Annotated in this window: 20 protein-coding genes; 14 read left to right on the top strand and 6 right to left on the bottom strand. The window is 36.2% G+C overall.

The genetic code is table 11. From position 1 onward, the window contains the following. Window positions 1-35: 35 nt before the first annotated feature. From ACWNMY_RS20580 to ACWNMY_RS20590, 3 genes are read left to right on the top strand one after another with little or no spacing between them, the layout of a single operon-like run. Window positions 36-743 (top strand): cytochrome c biogenesis CcdA family protein, encoded by a 708-nt coding sequence (locus tag ACWNMY_RS20580; protein WP_449540113.1) that lies wholly within the window; start codon window positions 36-38, stop codon window positions 741-743. A gap of 45 nt (window positions 744-788) precedes the next feature. Continuing rightward, window positions 789-1,148 carry a response regulator gene (locus ACWNMY_RS20585; protein ID WP_449540114.1) on the top strand — a complete coding sequence of 120 codons (360 nt, stop codon included), beginning with the start codon at window positions 789-791 and terminating at the stop codon, window positions 1,146-1,148. Between the two features lie 46 nt (window positions 1,149-1,194). Further along, on the top strand, window positions 1,195-1,701 hold the full coding sequence (locus ACWNMY_RS20590; protein WP_449540115.1) for a CcdC family protein: 507 nt from the start codon (window positions 1,195-1,197) through the stop codon (window positions 1,699-1,701). Window positions 1,702-1,861: 160 nt separating this feature from the next. Here the strand turns inward: ACWNMY_RS20590 and ACWNMY_RS20595 are convergent, their stop codons facing one another. Beyond that, window positions 1,862-2,293, bottom strand: coding sequence for a DUF2621 domain-containing protein (locus ACWNMY_RS20595; protein WP_449540116.1), 432 nt, complete (start codon window positions 2,291-2,293; stop codon window positions 1,862-1,864). A 144-nt stretch (window positions 2,294-2,437) separates the two neighbouring features. On the opposite strand from ACWNMY_RS20595, the gene ACWNMY_RS20600 reads away from it, so the two are divergent. Then, a complete protein-coding gene (locus ACWNMY_RS20600) occupies window positions 2,438-3,700 on the top strand; it encodes a SpoIID/LytB domain-containing protein (protein ID WP_449540117.1) in 1,263 nt (420 codons plus the stop codon). Window positions 3,701-3,732: 32 nt separating this feature from the next. Here ACWNMY_RS20600 and ACWNMY_RS20605 read toward each other — a convergent pair whose 3' ends face one another. After that, a complete protein-coding gene (locus tag ACWNMY_RS20605; protein ID WP_449540118.1) occupies window positions 3,733-4,128 on the bottom strand; it encodes an Hsp20/alpha crystallin family protein in 396 nt (131 codons plus the stop codon). Window positions 4,129-4,278: 150 nt separating this feature from the next. Here ACWNMY_RS20605 and selA point away from each other — a divergent pair, with 150 nt between their 5' ends. Then, on the top strand, window positions 4,279-5,676 hold the full coding sequence (gene selA / locus ACWNMY_RS20610; RefSeq protein WP_449540119.1) for an L-seryl-tRNA(Sec) selenium transferase: 1,398 nt from the start codon (window positions 4,279-4,281) through the stop codon (window positions 5,674-5,676). Between the two features lie 28 nt (window positions 5,677-5,704). On the opposite strand, the gene ACWNMY_RS20615 is transcribed toward selA, so the two are convergent. Further along, window positions 5,705-5,848 carry a small acid-soluble spore protein P gene (locus tag ACWNMY_RS20615; protein WP_449540120.1) on the bottom strand — a complete coding sequence of 48 codons (144 nt, stop codon included), beginning with the start codon at window positions 5,846-5,848 and terminating at the stop codon, window positions 5,705-5,707. Between the two features lie 128 nt (window positions 5,849-5,976). Between ACWNMY_RS20615 and ACWNMY_RS20620 the strand changes: the two genes are divergently transcribed. Then, window positions 5,977-6,231 (top strand): hypothetical protein, encoded by a 255-nt coding sequence (locus ACWNMY_RS20620; protein ID WP_449540121.1) that lies wholly within the window; start codon window positions 5,977-5,979, stop codon window positions 6,229-6,231. A 198-nt stretch (window positions 6,232-6,429) separates the two neighbouring features. Here the strand turns inward: ACWNMY_RS20620 and sspO are convergent, their stop codons facing one another. Continuing rightward, window positions 6,430-6,579, bottom strand: coding sequence for a small acid-soluble spore protein O (gene sspO / locus ACWNMY_RS20625; RefSeq protein WP_449540122.1), 150 nt, complete (start codon window positions 6,577-6,579; stop codon window positions 6,430-6,432). 221 nt (window positions 6,580-6,800) lie between these two features. On the opposite strand from sspO, the gene acnA reads away from it, so the two are divergent. The 6 genes from acnA (at window position 6,801) to ACWNMY_RS20655 (ending at window position 12,060) form a co-directional block, all read left to right on the top strand. Next, on the top strand, window positions 6,801-9,509 hold the full coding sequence (acnA, locus tag ACWNMY_RS20630; protein WP_449540123.1) for an aconitate hydratase AcnA: 2,709 nt from the start codon (window positions 6,801-6,803) through the stop codon (window positions 9,507-9,509). 513 nt (window positions 9,510-10,022) lie between these two features. Continuing rightward, window positions 10,023-10,547, top strand: coding sequence for a redoxin domain-containing protein (locus tag ACWNMY_RS20635; protein WP_449540124.1), 525 nt, complete (start codon window positions 10,023-10,025; stop codon window positions 10,545-10,547). A gap of 187 nt (window positions 10,548-10,734) precedes the next feature. Next, window positions 10,735-10,866: an FbpB family small basic protein gene (locus ACWNMY_RS20640; RefSeq protein ID WP_449540125.1), complete on the top strand. Its 132-nt coding sequence runs from the start codon at window positions 10,735-10,737 to the stop codon at window positions 10,864-10,866. Window positions 10,867-10,982: 116 nt separating this feature from the next. Beyond that, window positions 10,983-11,120: an acid-soluble spore protein N gene (locus ACWNMY_RS20645; protein WP_449540126.1), complete on the top strand. Its 138-nt coding sequence runs from the start codon at window positions 10,983-10,985 to the stop codon at window positions 11,118-11,120. 147 nt (window positions 11,121-11,267) lie between these two features. Then, window positions 11,268-11,501 carry a small acid-soluble spore protein Tlp gene (gene tlp / locus ACWNMY_RS20650; protein ID WP_449540127.1) on the top strand — a complete coding sequence of 78 codons (234 nt, stop codon included), beginning with the start codon at window positions 11,268-11,270 and terminating at the stop codon, window positions 11,499-11,501. 130 nt (window positions 11,502-11,631) lie between these two features. Next, window positions 11,632-12,060 (top strand): acyl-CoA thioesterase, encoded by a 429-nt coding sequence (locus tag ACWNMY_RS20655; protein WP_449540128.1) that lies wholly within the window; start codon window positions 11,632-11,634, stop codon window positions 12,058-12,060. 263 nt (window positions 12,061-12,323) lie between these two features. Here the strand turns inward: ACWNMY_RS20655 and ACWNMY_RS20660 are convergent, their stop codons facing one another. After that, window positions 12,324-13,517 carry a CapA family protein gene (locus ACWNMY_RS20660; protein ID WP_449540129.1) on the bottom strand — a complete coding sequence of 398 codons (1,194 nt, stop codon included), beginning with the start codon at window positions 13,515-13,517 and terminating at the stop codon, window positions 12,324-12,326. A 189-nt stretch (window positions 13,518-13,706) separates the two neighbouring features. Between ACWNMY_RS20660 and ACWNMY_RS20665 the strand changes: the two genes are divergently transcribed. Then, on the top strand, window positions 13,707-15,491 hold the full coding sequence (locus ACWNMY_RS20665) for a S9 family peptidase (RefSeq protein ID WP_449540130.1): 1,785 nt from the start codon (window positions 13,707-13,709) through the stop codon (window positions 15,489-15,491). 59 nt (window positions 15,492-15,550) lie between these two features. Here the strand turns inward: ACWNMY_RS20665 and plsY are convergent, their stop codons facing one another. Then, a complete protein-coding gene (gene plsY / locus ACWNMY_RS20670) occupies window positions 15,551-16,153 on the bottom strand; it encodes a glycerol-3-phosphate 1-O-acyltransferase PlsY (protein ID WP_449540131.1) in 603 nt (200 codons plus the stop codon). 289 nt (window positions 16,154-16,442) lie between these two features. Between plsY and ACWNMY_RS20675 the strand changes: the two genes are divergently transcribed. Beyond that, entirely contained in the window at window positions 16,443-16,856 is a 414-nt protein-coding gene (locus ACWNMY_RS20675; RefSeq protein WP_449540132.1) for a CoA-binding protein, read from the top strand. Window positions 16,857-16,953 lie beyond the last annotated feature (97 nt).

Consider the following 16,953-nt stretch of genomic DNA (forward strand, 5'->3'; position numbering starts at 1 on the left):
GAATGATAAAGACATCTATTTAGGAGTTGTTAAAAATGGCAGATGTAAATATGTTTCTTGCTTTTGGTGCAGGATTTTTATCGTTCATATCCCCTTGTTGTTTACCGTTATATCCTGCTTTCTTATCATATATAACCGGTGCTTCAGTGAGTGAATTAAAATCTGATAACGCAATGCTGCAAAAACGTAGTATCTTACATACAATTTTCTTTTTACTAGGTTTTTCTAGTATCTTTATTATGCTTGGTTTTGGAACTTCTTTTATTGGTCAAGTTTTTAGTGACTATCAAAATCTAATCCGTCAGCTGGGTGCGATTTTTATTATATTCTTTGGTTTAGTAGTTGTTGGAATCTTAAAACCAGGATTTTTAATGAAAGATCGAAAGTTCGAATTCAAAAATCGACCAGCCGGATATGTGGGTTCAATTTTTATTGGTATGGCATTTGCAGCAGGGTGGACACCATGTACAGGTCCTATTTTAATGTCTGTTATTGCCCTTGCAGGTTCGAATCCTGAGTCAGGAATGTTATATATGATCATGTATTCATTAGGATTTTCCATACCATTTCTTGTACTTTCATTTTTTATTGGTCGCATACAATGGATCCGAAAAAACAGCATGAAAATTGTAAAAATTGGAGGATATGCGATGATCATTATGGGAGTTGTCCTATATTTTGACTGGATGACAAAAATAATTGCATATGCTTCCGCTTTATTTGGAGGATTTACCGGTTTTTAGTTGAATTAGTAATAAGTGAGCACTGTTTTCAAGGAGGACCAAGGAATGGCTAGGATTTTAGTAGTAGATGATGCTAAATTTATGAGACTTACCTTAACGGATATACTAGTAAACGCTAACCATGAGGTCGTATCGCAGGCTGAAAATGGCATTGAAGCTGTAGAAAAATACAAACAGTTAAAGCCAGACCTTGTTACAATGGATATTACTATGCCTGAAATGAATGGCATAGATGCTGTAAAAAAAATTAGAGAAATTGACTCAAATGCTTGTATTGTCATGTGTTCTGCAATGGGACAACAAAAAATGGTCGTGGAGGCTATTTCAGCCGGGGCAAAGGACTATGTGGTAAAGCCCTTTGACGGTAGCAGAGTTCTTGAAGCAATTAATAGAGTGTTAAATTAGGACGAGACCCATTTGAGACGCTGTCTTAAATGGGTTTCTAATCTCCATGGAATGTAGACTTTTTGTATATAAAGGACTGATTCATTTGGCAATTGCATCTTCTATCGTTGCAATTATGATGGCGGTGTTCGTGACATTTCTTAGAACAAGATCTGCACAAAAACCAGCTACTGTAAAAAAAATTATTCTGCCACCTGTTTTCATGAGTACCGGGGCTTTGATGTTTATACACCCTATGTTTAGAGTTACCCCCATCGAGATACTCGAGGCAGTTACTGTAGGGATGCTTTTCTCAATCTTATTGATTAAAACATCAACCTTTGAAATAAAGGAACATGCAATCTATTTAAAACGTTCAAAGGCGTTCATCTATATTCTAGTAGGACTATTAGTAATCCGGATTGTTTTAAAATCAATCCTAAGTACAACTCTAGATATTGGAGAGATAAGTGGTATGTTCTGGATACTTGCTTTTGCTATGATAGTTCCTTGGAGAATAGCTATGTATCTAAAATACAAAAAGCTTGCGTCAGAACTTACACAAAAAAATTAACTATACAAACAACCCCCTAAGCTCGTTTATCCAGCTAAGGGGGTTGTTCTGTTTACTTCGTAATAAGGGGAAAACCAAAGTAGGGTTTATAGATGTGAAGCGTGTTTAATCCCTTTTTTATTCATCACTTTTAATAGTTGGCCAACTATCGATTTAGTAGTTAAAAAAGCTCTTTATAGGGTGTTACATCAATTTGCTTTTCTTTAAGAGTTTTTAGAAGAAATTTATGGTCTCTTTTCGGTGTAGCAACTATATATCCTCGAACAACTAAATCCTGTGAAATACGATCCGCTTTTTCAGTTAGTGCAAGTTCACCTATTTTACCAGCAATTTTTTCTCTAGCAACATCGCGAAAAAGTTCTGGAACAGGTTTGACCAAATCTTCTAGTAATGCCTTCTGATCGCTTGGCCATAAGTGTCGCGTTTTTTCTATGTAATAGTCCTGCCAGTCTAAATCTGATTTTCCGTCTTCTTTTGGCAGTTTTTTTAAGAACTTTCGGAACATAAAATAACCACCGATTCCTAGCATTGTTATAAAAAAGAATACCCATATCAGAATAAACCATAAAAACCATCCTGTTAAATGACCCATATATAAGTTCACCTCAATGGTTCATTATACCTTATTCGACAATTGTTTTGAACTAGAATAGATGGTTTAAATATTATCTTTTTGTCAATAAAACTGAATTCTACCTTTTTTATATAAATGATTTCAAATGGGTAATATACAAATATGAAGAGAATTCTATTTTTTACATTAATCATTGTGTTTACCTTACACGTACATCAAGGGAATGCAGAAGAAGAACGAATGGTGCGGGTAAGACTTGAAAACTTTGTTGGAGATTCAAATGAGATTCAACTGCAATTCACAGGGGACTATTTTACGTTGGATCCAACTTTACACTTACAAGAGGGAGTGAATTATCGGTTATATGTAAAAAAAGGGAATTTGTATATTAGAGGAGGAAAAAGTAGCCAACAGGTAGATCAACCCTTTTTATTAATTCCAAGAACATATAGTGAGGAAACGAGAGTCAACATTGATGAGCGTCCTTACTTAGGTGCAATGGAATTTAAGGTTGAGAATAAGCGTTACGTTCGTCCTGTAAACCAACTCCCATTAGAAGATTATTTAAAGGGTGTAGTCCCATTAGAAGTTTTTCCATCTTGGAACATAGAAGCATTAAAGGCACAGGCCCTAGCTGCAAGAACTTATGCAGTCTCTCATATAAACGAGGAGATGGATGATACAACCTTTTACCAAGTATATGGAGGATATGCCTGGAACGCCAGAACGACTAGGGCAGTTGAAGCAACGAAAGGACAAGTGATTACGTATCATAACAAACTAGTAGATGCCTTTTATTCAGCTAGCAATGGTGGAATGACAGAGAATAATGTAAATGTGTGGGGTGGTGAGAGCAGGTCGTTCTACCCGATAAAAGAAGACCCGTATGATCCAATACAGCCATGGGAATTTACACTTGAGAAGACGCAAATTAATCTCAAGGATATTGATTGGAACTCAAAGGATGCATGGGACCAACTTCAAGAAAAGAACAAAGAGATATCAGCCGCCATGAAACGTTCTATTAATCGTCAAGGTTATGGAGGGGATATAGCCATTCTATCGATCCCTAAATTTGAAGTAGATCCTAATACTTATAAATCAAAGCGTTCAAAAACCGGTTCAATTGAGGTCGAATTTTTACAAAGGTTGATTGACGGTACAGTTCTTTTAGGCAATATCTCTCTTGAAAATGTTAATTTAAATCGTATTCGCCCGATGATTGGAGGAAGTGTTTTTAAAAGTTATTATATTGATTCCCTCGAAGATAATGGCACGACATATGTGATGAAGGGTAGAGGGTATGGCCATGGAGTAGGGATGAGTCAATGGGGTGCAAGTAAAATGGGAGACCAAGGGAAAAAATATGATGAGATCATTCAATTCTATTTTCCAGGAACAACCATTACAAAGATTAATCCATAACGACTAGTAGAATAGAGAGGGTCCTGTAACTATTACAGGACTTTTATTTTTATCGTATTCTTTTTCTTTTTCCGTTTTCCATTCTTCTTGATATAGATCTCAAGAATGTCATTTCGAAAAAGAGCTTCTATCTTCTTCTTTTCCAACTCAAATGGAAGTGTAACAATTCTTTCAGCCAACACGGTGTTCGTAGAGGGCTCGTCACAATTAGATAGTTTAATGTGGAAGGTATCGTCTTTAACCTTTAACTGAATCTGTTCGGGTTGATAACCAGATAATTCAGCCTCAATTATATATTCATTCTGTGTTTCAAACAAATCGACTCTAAACTGGTATTCATCTAGTAAATAAGGGTCTTCCAAAAACTGCCTCATCCAATCTTCCAAACCATCTATGGGTAGAGGCTTTGAATTTTCAAAGTTATTCATGTTCAGACCTCCATGGAATTCTATACTCATGATATTCAAAACGCATTCTGTTCGTGATAGTGAAATCTGAAAAATGGTACAATCTGTTTGTAAAATGCGATTGAATAATGTAAAAATAAAGGTACATGTGCCTTATTGGAGGATTTTGGTATGAAAAATAAGCTTCAACTGCTCCCAGCTATTCATGAGCTTCAGGCTCAATCAACTTTCAAACAACTCTCAGACAAACATTTTGGGATGGAATATGCCACAACAGTATTACGTGAAGTAGTTACCACCATTCGTAGCCAAATCATTAATGGCGAGTGGGAAGAGAACATCACCTCTAAGGATGAAATGACTACACTGATTTTGCAAAAAACGGAATGTGAACTAGAGAACAGATTAAATTATTACTTGATAGAAACAATAAACGCCACAGGTACGGTTTTACATACCAATTTGGGTAGAGCAAGGCTTAGTGACGAAGCTATCCAACAGGTTCTAAAGATAGCGAGAGGTTACTCGAATTTAGAGTATAATATTTCTGTTGGTACGCGCGGATCAAGACATTCCATTGTTGAAAGGCTACTCATGCAACTAACTGGTGCAGAGGGCGCGATTGTTGTGAATAATAATGCTGCTGCTGTGTTTTTTATATTGAGAGCATTAGCTAAAAACAAAGAGGTTATTGTTTCCCGTGGCCAATTAGTTGAAATTGGGGGTTCCTTCCGAATATCTGCCATCATGGAGGAAAGCGGTGCGCAGTTAGTTGAGGTAGGTACAACCAATAAAACCCATTTACAAGATTATATAAATGGCTTATCAGAGCAGACATCTATGGTGTTGAAAGTACACACAAGTAATTTTAAGACAATTGGATTTACAAAAACGGTAGAACTTTCTGACTTAATCACACTACGTGAGAAAAAAGAAGATCTTATTATATATGAAGATCTAGGAAGTGGGGTATTATACGATTTTAACCAACATGGAATCGGTGATGAGCCAGTTATCAAGGATATCATCGAGCAAGGGGTGGACCTTGTTTCTTTTAGTGGAGATAAGCTTTTGGGTGGTCCTCAGGCAGGTATTATAGTAGGAAAAAGGGAACTGATTGATACATTGAAAAAGCATCAGCTTGCACGAGTTCTGCGTGTCGATAAGATGACATATGCTGCACTTGAAGCCACATTATTGACTTATGAAAGAAGAAAGTACGCAGATATTCCAACAATAAGAGATATCCTAACTCCAAAAGAGGAAATACTTGAGCGTTGCCAGTGGTTTATTGACATGGTTGGGGATAAAACAAATGATTTAACGGTTGAAATAAAAGAGGATGGTTCACCTATTGGTGGAGGGACTATGCCGGGAATAGAAGTACCTACCTATGTAGTTTGTATGAAACATTCTGCAAAGTCTGCTGAAGAGGTTTCAACATTTCTTCGAAAACACCGGGTTCCAATTATTACAAGGATAAAAAATGATGAGGTATTATTTGATTTTCGCACAGTCACAAGCGCCGATATGGAAGAAGTTGTGAGAGCATGTGAATTAATAGGGTAAAAAGCCGCAGATAAGCGGCTTTTTTAACTTACATATCATGCCCTGGATTGTTATTTTGACGGGAATGATTACGATTTTTCACTTTTTTAGAACCACTCATTGGCTGTGGTTGACTACCCGTACTTTGTCCACCGTTAGCTCTAATATCCTTGAAAGTATTTTTTTCTCCCATTGTTTTATCCCCCCTTCATATGTATTAGGATAGGTTTTTTCCACTTTTTTATGCGAAGCTTCCGGAATGATTTTTTGGAAAAAAGGTAAGCTATTATTGCACCTATATCACGTAAGGGAGTTGAAATTATGCCATATTATAAAGATAAACAACAAGCCTTTCAAGCAGCGCAGCAAGGAACAGAACAAGCTAGAGACGTGTATGAAAATATTGTAAAAGATGATCCTGATTATGGTACTCACTTAAAGCGATTAAAAAACGAAGTGAATGAGGCTTATCAACAGATTGAAAATGCATTAGAAGTTGCATCTGAACACCAAAAAACGCAGCTGCAGCAATATCAACAGGATTTACAATCGATTTTAAATGAGGTTAATGAGTAAACAAACAAGCCCGCCAAAGCGGGCTATTTTTACAGGTAAGAAAGTATAAAATTTCGTACTTAGTATTCAATCTCTGGCTTCAGGCGCCATCGGCTCGCGGTCACAATCCAATCGCTTCTGAAGGCAAATAGCGCCTACTGTCAGCGCTTGTCTTGTGCTTGTCGCCTAAGTCTGCGCGCCTTACGTCTATCTTAATGTTTATTGATTTTTTTTGCGTTTTTTATTGTTTTGACGCTGTTCTGCTGTTAATGGCTCATTTGAAAACTCTTCGTTATAACCTGCTCCCACACCTTGTGCACTTGCATTATTCATACCAGGGCGAATATGATTGGCTTTTCGTTTCGACATTTCTTTCACCTCCAACTTTATTTTGTATCTCTTACCATGAAATTATCCGGCTGGTTGATAAGTAAAACTTATAGGGCGCAATAACTTACTTGTTATTTACTTATGAATATAGTTATATTACTATATGTAATGTAAGTGAATTACAGTGGAGAGATTTTGTTCTCTCAAATTTCTACAATTTCGTTAAATTGCGATATTATTTAAACAAAGGGGGAATACATATGGCAAATCGTGATGTTTTTAATGCACGTTCTTCTTTCGAAGTTAACGGCAAAAAGTATAACTATTATAACTTACAAGCATTAGAAGATGCTAAAATTGGTAACGTTTCAAAATTGCCATATTCCATTAAGGTTCTTTTAGAATCTGTACTACGTCAAGTTGATGGAAGAGTAATTACGAAAGAACATGTTGAAAACTTAGCAAAATGGGGAACTGATGAATTACAAGAGGTTGATGTACCATTTAAACCGTCTCGTGTAATTCTACAAGACTTTACTGGAGTACCTGCGGTTGTTGATTTGGCTTCACTTCGTAAGGCAATGGCTGATATTGGTGGAGATCCTCAAAAAATCAATCCTGAAATTCCAGTTGATCTAGTTATTGACCACTCCGTACAAGTTGACAGAGCTGGAACTCTAGATGCACTTCAATTTAATATGGATTTAGAATTTGAAAGAAATGCAGAGCGTTATAAGTTTTTAAGCTGGGCTCAAAAGGCATTTGATAATTATCGTGCTGTACCACCTGCAACAGGTATTGTTCACCAAGTTAACCTTGAATACTTAGCAAATGTTGTTCATGCTGTTGAAGGTGAAAATGGAGAGTATGAAACATACCCAGATACACTAGTAGGTACTGACTCACATACAACAATGATTAACGGTATTGGTGTACTTGGTTGGGGTGTTGGTGGAATTGAAGCTGAAGCTGGAATGCTTGGTCAGCCTTCTTATTTCCCAGTTCCTGAAGTTATTGGTGTTAAATTAGTAGGTACACTACCAAATGGTACGACTGCTACTGACTTAGCGCTTAAAGTAACTCAAGTATTGCGTCAAAAAGGTGTTGTTGGTAAATTTGTTGAATTCTTCGGTCCTGGAGTTTCACAACTTCCATTGGCAGACAGAGCAACAATTTCTAACATGGCTCCAGAATATGGTGCTACTTGTGGTTTCTTCCCTGTTGATAGCGAAGCATTAGAATATCTTCGCCTAACAGGTCGTGAAGAAGAGCATGTAAAGGTTGTAGAAGAATATTCAAAAGCGAATGGTTTATTCTACACACCAGATGCAGTAGATCCTGTCTTCACTGACGTTGTTGAAATCGATCTTTCTGAAATTGAAGCGAATCTATCTGGTCCTAAGCGTCCACAAGATTTAATTCCACTTTCAAAAATGAAAGAAGCTTACCAAACAGCTCTAACAGCTACTGGTAACCAAGGCTATGGTTTAACACCTGAAGAAGTTAATAAGGAAATTACTGTCACTTTCAACAATGGTGAAGAAGTAAAAATGAAAACAGGTGATATTGCAATCGCTGCAATTACAAGCTGTACAAACACTTCTAACCCATACGTAATGTTGGGTGCTGGTCTTGTTGCGAAGAAGGCTGTTGAAAAAGGACTTGAAGTTCCTAAATATGTAAAAACATCTTTAGCTCCTGGATCTAAGGTTGTTACAGGATATTTAGAAGATTCAGGCTTACTAACATATCTAGAAAAGCTTGGATTTAGTACTGTAGGTTATGGATGTACAACATGTATCGGTAACTCCGGTCCATTAGCTGATGAGATTGAAAAGGCTGTTGCAGAAAATGACCTAGTTATTACGTCTGTACTTTCTGGTAACCGAAACTTTGAAGGGCGTATCCACCCATTAGTAAAGGGTAACTACCTTGCATCTCCACCACTTGTTGTGGCTTATGCATTAGCGGGAACTGTTGATATTGACCTTGAAAAAGAACCTATCGGTAAGGATAAAGATGGTAACGATGTATTCTTTAATGATATCTGGCCATCAGCAGAAGAAGTAAAGGCAGAAGTTAAAAAGACTGTTACACCAGAGCTATTCCGCAAAGAATACGAACGTGTATTTGATGATAACGAGCGTTGGAATGCAATTGAAAGCACTGATGAAGCACTTTATGTGTGGGATGAGGATTCAACTTATATTCAAAACCCACCATTCTTTGAAGGCTTATCTAAAGAACCAGGTGAAGTTAAGCCATTAGGTGGTTTACGTGTAGTTGGTAAATTCGGTGATTCCGTAACAACTGACCATATTTCTCCTGCAGGTTCTATTGGTAAAGATACACCAGCTGGTAAGTACCTACAAGAAAAAGGTGTAACACCTCGTGACTTTAACTCTTACGGTTCACGTCGTGGTAACGACCGTGTTATGACAAGAGGAACTTTTGCGAATATCCGTATTCGCAATCAAATTGCTCCAGGCACTGAAGGTGGATGGACTACTTATTGGCCAACTGGTGAAGTTATGTCAATCTATGATGCATGTATGAAATACAAGCAAGATGGAACTGGCTTAGCTGTTATCGCTGGTAATGACTATGGTATGGGATCATCTCGTGACTGGGCTGCTAAGGGTACAAACCTACTTGGCATTAAAACAGTTATTGCTGAAAGCTTCGAGCGTATTCACCGTAGTAACCTTGTATTAATGGGTGTTCTACCACTACAATTCAAGCAAGGTGAAAATGCTGAGACTCTTGGCTTAACTGGCAAAGAAGCTATTGAGGTCCAAATCGATGAAACTGTAAAACCACGTGATTATGTAAAAGTAATTGCAACTGACGAAGAAGGAAACAAGAAAGAATTTGAAGTACTTGTTCGTTTCGACAGTGAAGTTGAAATTGATTACTACCGTCACGGTGGTATCCTACAAATGGTTCTACGTGACAAAATGAAAGGCTAAATCATAAGGCAAAAGCGACTGAATAACGACGTACGGACTGAGGCCTACAGGATGAAGGTCACACAGACGTTGCCACAGGACGTGGCGAACTTAGTCTGTGTTCCTTTTGGGAGATAAAGGAAACACGAAGAACATAGTGAATCGATGTTGACTTATCGTACAGAAGGTGAGGGAAGTCTCGCTAGTCGTTGGGAGCTGGTGCTAAAATTAACCTTTATATAAGGCAGTTTTGTGAATTTCACAGAACTGCCTTTTAATTTTGTCCATTTTTATGGTTTAATTAGGGTAATAGTAATACCGGAACCAATTTAACATTGTCGATTGAACTCTTCCCTCTATAAGTGGTGAGCTATGCTTTTTAGCTTTCTAAGGTTGTAACGCCAACTGAACAATGTTGAAGCCCTCGGCGGATGTCACAGATTTGGAGAAGAGTTTATTCGAAACACGAATTCGAATCTGGACGCCATTATGCCGAGGCGTAATTGATATGGGCTGAAGAACACGGAGGTTTATATGGTTAAAAAAATTGTAATTGGCTTGGTACTGCTTGGTCTTATCGGATATGCTGTATTTGAATATTTGGAGGAGCAGAAAAGAGGAGTTACAGGTATTGAGATTGGAAATACAGCTCCTGATTTTGAACTTCAAGTATTAAATAATGAAAACGATACGATTCAACTCTCTGATCTTAGAGGAAAAAAGGTGGTTATTAATTTCTGGGCATCCTGGTGTAAGCCATGCCGTGAGGAAATGCCGGAGATTCAAACATTTTATGAATCAAAAAGTGATGATATAGAGGTTTTAGCGGTTAATATGACTGCTTCAGAAGTAAAAGCTGAAAATGCGCTAGAATTTGTAGATGGTAAAGGTTATACGTTTCCCTTGTTAGTAGACCCAAAAAACCAAGCTAGTAGTGATTACAAGGTTCTAGGATTGCCTGAAACCTTCTTTATCAACTCAGATGGTACAATTAATGATTATATAAAGGGTCAAATGGATTTAGAGATGTTAGAGAGCTATGTGAGCAAACTTAAATAGATTTATTACTAAAAGTGTAGACAAACGTCTACACTTTTTAAGTGTATTCTTGAATATATTATGTGAATGTCAACACAAAATTTTACTTATAAAAAAGTTTTGAATAAATTTTCGAAAATTTGTAATAATTTATGCGTTTTTTGGAGATTATTACTATTACAATGGTAGATAGAGGAAGGTGAGAATATTGAGAAAAGTTAGAAAGGTTTCATTTGCTGATTTGGTAAAGGAAAACAAGCAACAATTGCTAAAAGACCAGGAAGCAATGGAGCGTATTGAGGCGAGACTAGAGCAAAAAAGATTAGAAAAAGCTGAGTAAAATTTCCCATCAAATCTTTAATGTTTTATATATATCTGGATACATTCTCCACTCTTTTTATTACATGAGAAACACCTTTACGGGTGATAATGAAAAGGAGGAGGGGGAAATAAAACATGCCAAAAAATCATCATAACCAATTTAAAAACAACCAAATTGGAACACAACCACGTGGATTTGGTGGAAATAAAGGGAAACAAATGCAAGATACATCAGGTAAACATGCACAGGTTATGCAAACAAAAGGTGAATAGTAATACATTGGATAAAAGGGCGTTTTTGACAACGTCCTTTTATTTTTATCCTTTTACCAGTTAAATCTTCTTAATAGCAGAAATAAAATCTCCATATATGAAGCAAAATAGGTATGTGTTACTACTTACTACATAGGAGGAAAGAAAATGACTCACAACAAACCAAAACCAGATGATCGTAGCGATAATGTAGAAAAACTTCAAGATATGGTTCAGAACACGATTGAAAACATCGAAGAGGCAGAAGAATCTATGGCGTTTTCTAATGAACAAGATCGTCAACGAGTTCAAGCTAAAAATCAACGTCGTGAAGAGGCTATTGAGGCTATGAGAGAAGAAATTAAAGATGAAGCATCAGCTCGTGAAAATGGATATCAGTAATTGACAGGGAGTATGCCCATACGGCATACTCCTTTTTATATTTTGACATATTCGTATCATTTTTAGACGCTTCCTATTTGTGATACTATTATTGTAATAAAAAGTTGAATGAAGATAGGGAGAGGTTTATGTGCTTATTTCAAAGAAGGAAGTTGAAGTACGATATGCAGAAACAGATCAAATGGGTGTTGTATATCATGCCAACTATTTAGTATGGATGGAAGTAGGACGAACACAACTGATTAAAGACCTAGGCTTCAGTTATGCTGAAATGGAGAGTGAGGGTATTATCTCTCCAGTCATTGACCTTCAAGTATCATACAAAAAACCATTACGCTATGGTGAAACAGCACTCGTAAAAACTTGGATTGAGCATTATGATGGTTTACGTGTTATTTATGGGTATGAAGTTGAAACGCCAGATGGTGAGTTGTCGGTTTTTGCTACATCATCACATGTTTGTGTGAAGAAGGATTCGTTCCGTCCGATTCAAATTAGAAAGCATTATCCAGATTGGCACGCAGCATATGAAAAAGCGAAAAAACAGAAGGAATTATAAGTGAAAGTTTGATAAATAAAAGTCTTATAAAAACAAAACAACATAAAAATAATACATAGAAATCGCTCAGAGAATTTCTGAGCATTTATGCATTTTTACTACCTTTATGTTCTTGTTTATTCGTTATACATCAGTTTCGTTCCTGTTAATTTGCTTAAAATCTCACTCATAAAAAAACGTCCGATGTAGGTTAAATCGGACGTTTGAGAGTGGTTTATTAATAAATTTTATTTACTACATAATTTGTTTCCTTTTAAAGTTTATTAATTTTGTTGTGTAGAATTCATCCATTGGTTCATATGTTGATTCATTTCTTCATATTTGCTGTTAGCATTTTTCAGACCAAACGATCCAGCGTTTTGCAAGGGTACAACTTGAAAGTTTCGATAGTGACTATTGGAAACAAAAGTTGGAGTGAATACAGGGTTTTGTAATTGAACAACTGTTACATCCTTTGATTTTACTTCTTTTACAATTTCAATTTCTAATACGCCACCAATATCCTTATAATCCCACATTTGACCAGAGATAAAATTCCCTAGTGAGTATATGACAAATGTTTCATTTCCATCCTTGCCTTTTATCCATTCCATAGGCTGTAATACATGGGGATGGTGACCAATAATGAGATCTACACCTTCATCTGACAGCTCCTGTGCAAGCTGTTTTTGCTGATCAGTTGGGTAGAGTTGATATTCATTACCCCAATGCATACTTACTGCAACAACATCGGCTACTTGCCTTGCTTCTTTTATATCACTTTTAATGAGATTCATGTCAATTAGGTTTACTAGGTATTCCTTTCCTTTAGGGACTGGAATTCCATTTGTTCCATACGTATACGATAGGAATGCTATACTTATCCCATTTCGGTTTAACACACGAATTCTACTTTTATCCTCAAGACTACGGTAGCCCCCTGTATATTCGATTCCAATCGAAGTAAGGTAATCGATTGCACTTAAAATAGCTCTCTCACCACGATCGAGGGTGTGGTTATTTGCGATTGATACAATATCAACACCTGCATCCTTAAGAGCATCAGCAACCTCAAATGGACTATTAAAGGATGGGTAGGTAGATAAACCTATTTCCGTTCCACCAACAATAGTTTCTTGATTTGCAATCGTAAGATCTGGATTTTTAAGCAAATCCTTAACATTTGCTAGCATTGGTTTAAAATCATATCCTTCACCAGTCTTCGCATCATCATATACTATTGAATGTATTAATATATCACCAACTGCTGCGAGTGTCATCGATGTTGTAAATGGTTTAAATTCCTGTGCGGTCTTTTTTAAGTCATGACTATGAGCAACATAGACTTTAGCTGAACTATTGGACTTTATACGATCTACTGAATAATAAACACCTGCTGATACAAGTAGTAGAAGGATAAAACTTATGAGGTATTTTGAGATATTTCTTGTTTTTCTACTCTTTCTACTTCTTCTCATATGACATTTCTCCCTAAGATATGATAATTCTACTATAATATAAATGAATGAAAAAATGTTAAAAATTTAGCGAAAATTGTCATAACTATAAGATGTTTCATAACTCGAAATAATTAGGGAGGATATTCAAACAACTTGTCGAATAAAATGCATATAGCTTTTTTATTTCTAATAGGTAGGTGTAGGAGAATGAACTTTCAAAAACCTGATGTTGAACAGTTTTTTAGAACCTTTGCAATTCAAAATTTCACGGTAAGCCCGGATGAAAAGCAGCTAGTAATTAGTACAAATCTAAGTGGTACATATAATTTGTGGGCAATGGATCTTCCAAACAATTATCCTTATCCGCTTACTTTTATTGATCAAAGTTGCCAAGAGCTTACGTATGATAAAAATGGTCAATTTTTCATCGCGGGCTTCGATAAAGATGGTGACGAGAATACTCAGCTTTTTGCACTTCAGCCCCAGGGAGGAGAGCTAAAGCCTGTACGTGTAGCGGAAGGACACAGACATATGATTCCCATCTTATCCAATGATGGAAGTAAATTGTATTATACTTCAACGAAAGAAAACGAGATGTATTTGAATACATATTGCTTTAATCTTGATACCGAAGAAGAGATACTTATTAATGAAGGAGCTGATGCTGCAACGTACTTAATTGCGATTAGCCCGGAAGAAACAGCTCAAGTGTATTTGAAGCATTTTGCCAATACGTATTCTTTAGTATACTTACACAAAGATAATGAGGTTATTCGATTAACTCCTGAAACACAAAGACAACATACTGTCTCAGATGTACTATTTACTGATGAGAATACGGTATATGTAGTGACAGATTATGATGACGATTTTTCTTATTTAGCAAAATTTGATATTCTATCTAACCAATTCACAAAAATTATTTCCTTTGAAAAGGAAAATTTCAAGAGCATTAAGTATAATAAACAATCACAATCCATTTACATCGTAAGTGAAAAGGGTGTTGAAGACTATTTATACTCTTTTAATATTCAATCTAGTGAAATAGAAAAACTTGATACTCCAACGAGCGTCATTGAAAAATTACTTGTAACTGAAAATAATAATCTTTATGTTCTAGGACGTTCAGCAACACAACCATTTAACATTTATAAGCGTTCTGTAAATAAAAACACATGGGATGCTTGTACAAACCTTGGAGTACCTGGCGTAAGCGAGGATGAGTTGGTTAATCCAGATGTTATTACATATCCTTCGTTCGATGGATTGGAAATCGAGGCTTTATTTTTTAAAGCAAACGAGGATGTCTCAAATGGTCATGTTATTTTATGGCCACATGGTGGTCCACAGGCTGCAGAAAGAAAGTCTTTTAGAGCAATGTTTCAGTTTTTAGTAAACCGTGGTTATTCTATCTTTGCTCCTAATTTCCGAGGATCAACTGGGTATGGATTGTCATTCTCGAAAATGGTAGAAGGAGATTGGGGACACGGACCACGTTTAGACAACGTTGAAGGTCTTGAGTGGTTAATAAAAAATGGCTATGCCGATCGAGAAAAAATTCTTTTATTAGGTGGTAGTTTTGGTGGGTATATGTCACTCTTGCTCCATGGGAAACATCCAGAATATTTCAAGGCTGTAATTGATATATTTGGACCAAGTGACTTATTCTCCTTTATCGAATCTGTTCCTGAGCATTGGAAGCCTGTCATGAACCAATGGGTGGGAGATCCAGTAAAAGATCGCGAGAAGTTAATTGAGTTTTCACCAATTACACATTTAGATAATATGGTTAAACCGATGTTAGTTATTCAAGGTGCAAATGACCCACGAGTAGTAAAGGCAGAGTCTGATACAATTGTTCAGGCATTACAGGACAAAGGGGTAAAAGTCGAATATCTTGTATTAGAAGATGAAGGTCACGGATTCTCGAAAAAGGAGAATGAAATTAAAGTGAATCGTAGTATATTGGAATTCTTTGATCGATTTATCTAAGTAAAGTAGAAAGACGTGCGACTAAGATGATGTCACACGTCCTTTCTTTAATATTTTACTTATAACCATTTTATTTTTGGTTCGGTTTTATTTTTAATTCTAGTAATATTGGCACGATGTCGATAAAACACAAAAGCTGCTAGTAATGAAACGACGATAATTAGTGGAACATCTAGTTGAATAAAAATACTATAAACAATACTAAATGTTACACAATAAATGGCTACTAGCATAGATGATAAAGACACCATCTTCGTAACCTTTAAGAAAATAAAAAAGACAAGAAGTGTTGTAATAAATAGAATTGGGTTATACGCCAATAATACCCCACCAGAGGTTGCTACTGCTTTACCACCCTTGAAACCAGCGAATATCGGATACATATGTCCAACAACAGCAATCATCCCAACTAATAAAGGATGTAAGTCACTTGAAGAAACTATCAAAGGTAGTGCTGTAGCAAGTGTTCCTTTTAAAATATCTGCAATTGTAACGATTAAGCCTGCCTTTTTTCCGAGGGTACGAAACGTATTTGTCCCTCCTAAATTTCCACTACCATGCTCCCGTATATCAATACCGTAGCCAACCTTCCCTACGATTAAACCAGAAGGGATTGATCCAAGAAGATAAGCAAGGAGTATAATTATTACTTCTAATCCCATACACATAACTCCTTCAATATAATTATAATAATAAGTGCATGTAAATCATTGTATCACTATTTACTCATGATACCATGCTTGTACAAGTATTATCATTATACAAAATTTTTTATCATAATATGATGTTTTCTTTTTATTTCGACAAAACTTTCCCAAAGCCACGATGAAAATAATGATTTTTATGACGATTACCATTTAATGCAGGAATAACTCCGAAGAGGACCGAAATACTAACTAACAAGATTTTGTCGTAACGAATGAGAAAATGTAAGAAGGGGATTTGTTTAAGATGCCAATGGAAATTCCATCACGTACAGAACTGGGTAAGATCTTAAAAAAGAGTAAAAGGATAGCTGTTGTAGGTTTGTCAGGTAACCCTGAAAGAACGTCCCATATGGTTAGTAAGGCAATGCAGGAAGCAGGGTATGAAATCATTCCTGTAAACCCAACCATCGATGAAGTTTTAGGTGTTAAAGCTCTTAAATCGCTAACTGATATCGAAGGACATGTTGATATTGTAAATGTTTTTCGCCGTTCAGAGTATTTAATGGATGTGGCTCAAGATTTTGTCAACATTGATGCCGATGTATTTTGGTCACAACTTGGTTGTGTGAGTGAGGAAGCTTTTGACTTCTTGAAGGGAAAAGGGTATACAGTTGTTATGGATCGGTGTATTAAAGTAGAACATGCATTAACGAAGTAACGTAATTTTTTCCACTTTGGCTTTCGAAAACGCAATATAAGTGAGAAAAATCCTTGTGTAAAGGCAAGGATTTTTGCATTTTTGCCATAAACGGTTT

It is taken from the genome of Ferdinandcohnia sp. Marseille-Q9671 (genome assembly GCF_976954385.1).

Bases quoted from the DNA above. Each gene is read 5' to 3' on its own strand.
- ACWNMY_RS20590 (WP_449540115.1), top strand. From the start codon at position 1,195: ATGGAATGTAGACTTTTTGTATATAAAGGACTGATTCATTTGGCAATT.
- acnA (WP_449540123.1), top strand. From the start codon at position 6,801: ATGGCAAATCGTGATGTTTTTAATGCACGTTCTTCTTTCGAAGTTAAC.
- plsY (WP_449540131.1), bottom strand. From the start codon at position 16,153: ATGGGATTAGAAGTAATAATTATACTCCTTGCTTATCTTCTTGGATCA.
- ACWNMY_RS20595 (WP_449540116.1), bottom strand. From the start codon at position 2,293: ATGGGTCATTTAACAGGATGGTTTTTATGGTTTATTCTGATATGGGTA.
- ACWNMY_RS20600 (WP_449540117.1), top strand. From the start codon at position 2,438: ATGAAGAGAATTCTATTTTTTACATTAATCATTGTGTTTACCTTACAC.
- sspO (WP_449540122.1), bottom strand. From the start codon at position 6,579: ATGTCGAAACGAAAAGCCAATCATATTCGCCCTGGTATGAATAATGCA.
- ACWNMY_RS20585 (WP_449540114.1), top strand. From the start codon at position 789: ATGGCTAGGATTTTAGTAGTAGATGATGCTAAATTTATGAGACTTACC.
- ACWNMY_RS20645 (WP_449540126.1), top strand. From the start codon at position 10,983: ATGCCAAAAAATCATCATAACCAATTTAAAAACAACCAAATTGGAACA.
- ACWNMY_RS20615 (WP_449540120.1), bottom strand. From the start codon at position 5,848: ATGGGAGAAAAAAATACTTTCAAGGATATTAGAGCTAACGGTGGACAA.
- ACWNMY_RS20660 (WP_449540129.1), bottom strand. From the start codon at position 13,517: ATGAGAAGAAGTAGAAAGAGTAGAAAAACAAGAAATATCTCAAAATAC.
- ACWNMY_RS20605 (WP_449540118.1), bottom strand. From the start codon at position 4,128: ATGAATAACTTTGAAAATTCAAAGCCTCTACCCATAGATGGTTTGGAA.
- ACWNMY_RS20665 (WP_449540130.1), top strand. From the start codon at position 13,707: ATGAACTTTCAAAAACCTGATGTTGAACAGTTTTTTAGAACCTTTGCA.
- selA (WP_449540119.1), top strand. From the start codon at position 4,279: ATGAAAAATAAGCTTCAACTGCTCCCAGCTATTCATGAGCTTCAGGCT.
- ACWNMY_RS20580 (WP_449540113.1), top strand. From the start codon at position 36: ATGGCAGATGTAAATATGTTTCTTGCTTTTGGTGCAGGATTTTTATCG.
- ACWNMY_RS20635 (WP_449540124.1), top strand. From the start codon at position 10,023: ATGGTTAAAAAAATTGTAATTGGCTTGGTACTGCTTGGTCTTATCGGA.
- tlp (WP_449540127.1), top strand. From the start codon at position 11,268: ATGACTCACAACAAACCAAAACCAGATGATCGTAGCGATAATGTAGAA.
- ACWNMY_RS20620 (WP_449540121.1), top strand. From the start codon at position 5,977: ATGCCATATTATAAAGATAAACAACAAGCCTTTCAAGCAGCGCAGCAA.
- ACWNMY_RS20675 (WP_449540132.1), top strand. From the start codon at position 16,443: ATGCCAATGGAAATTCCATCACGTACAGAACTGGGTAAGATCTTAAAA.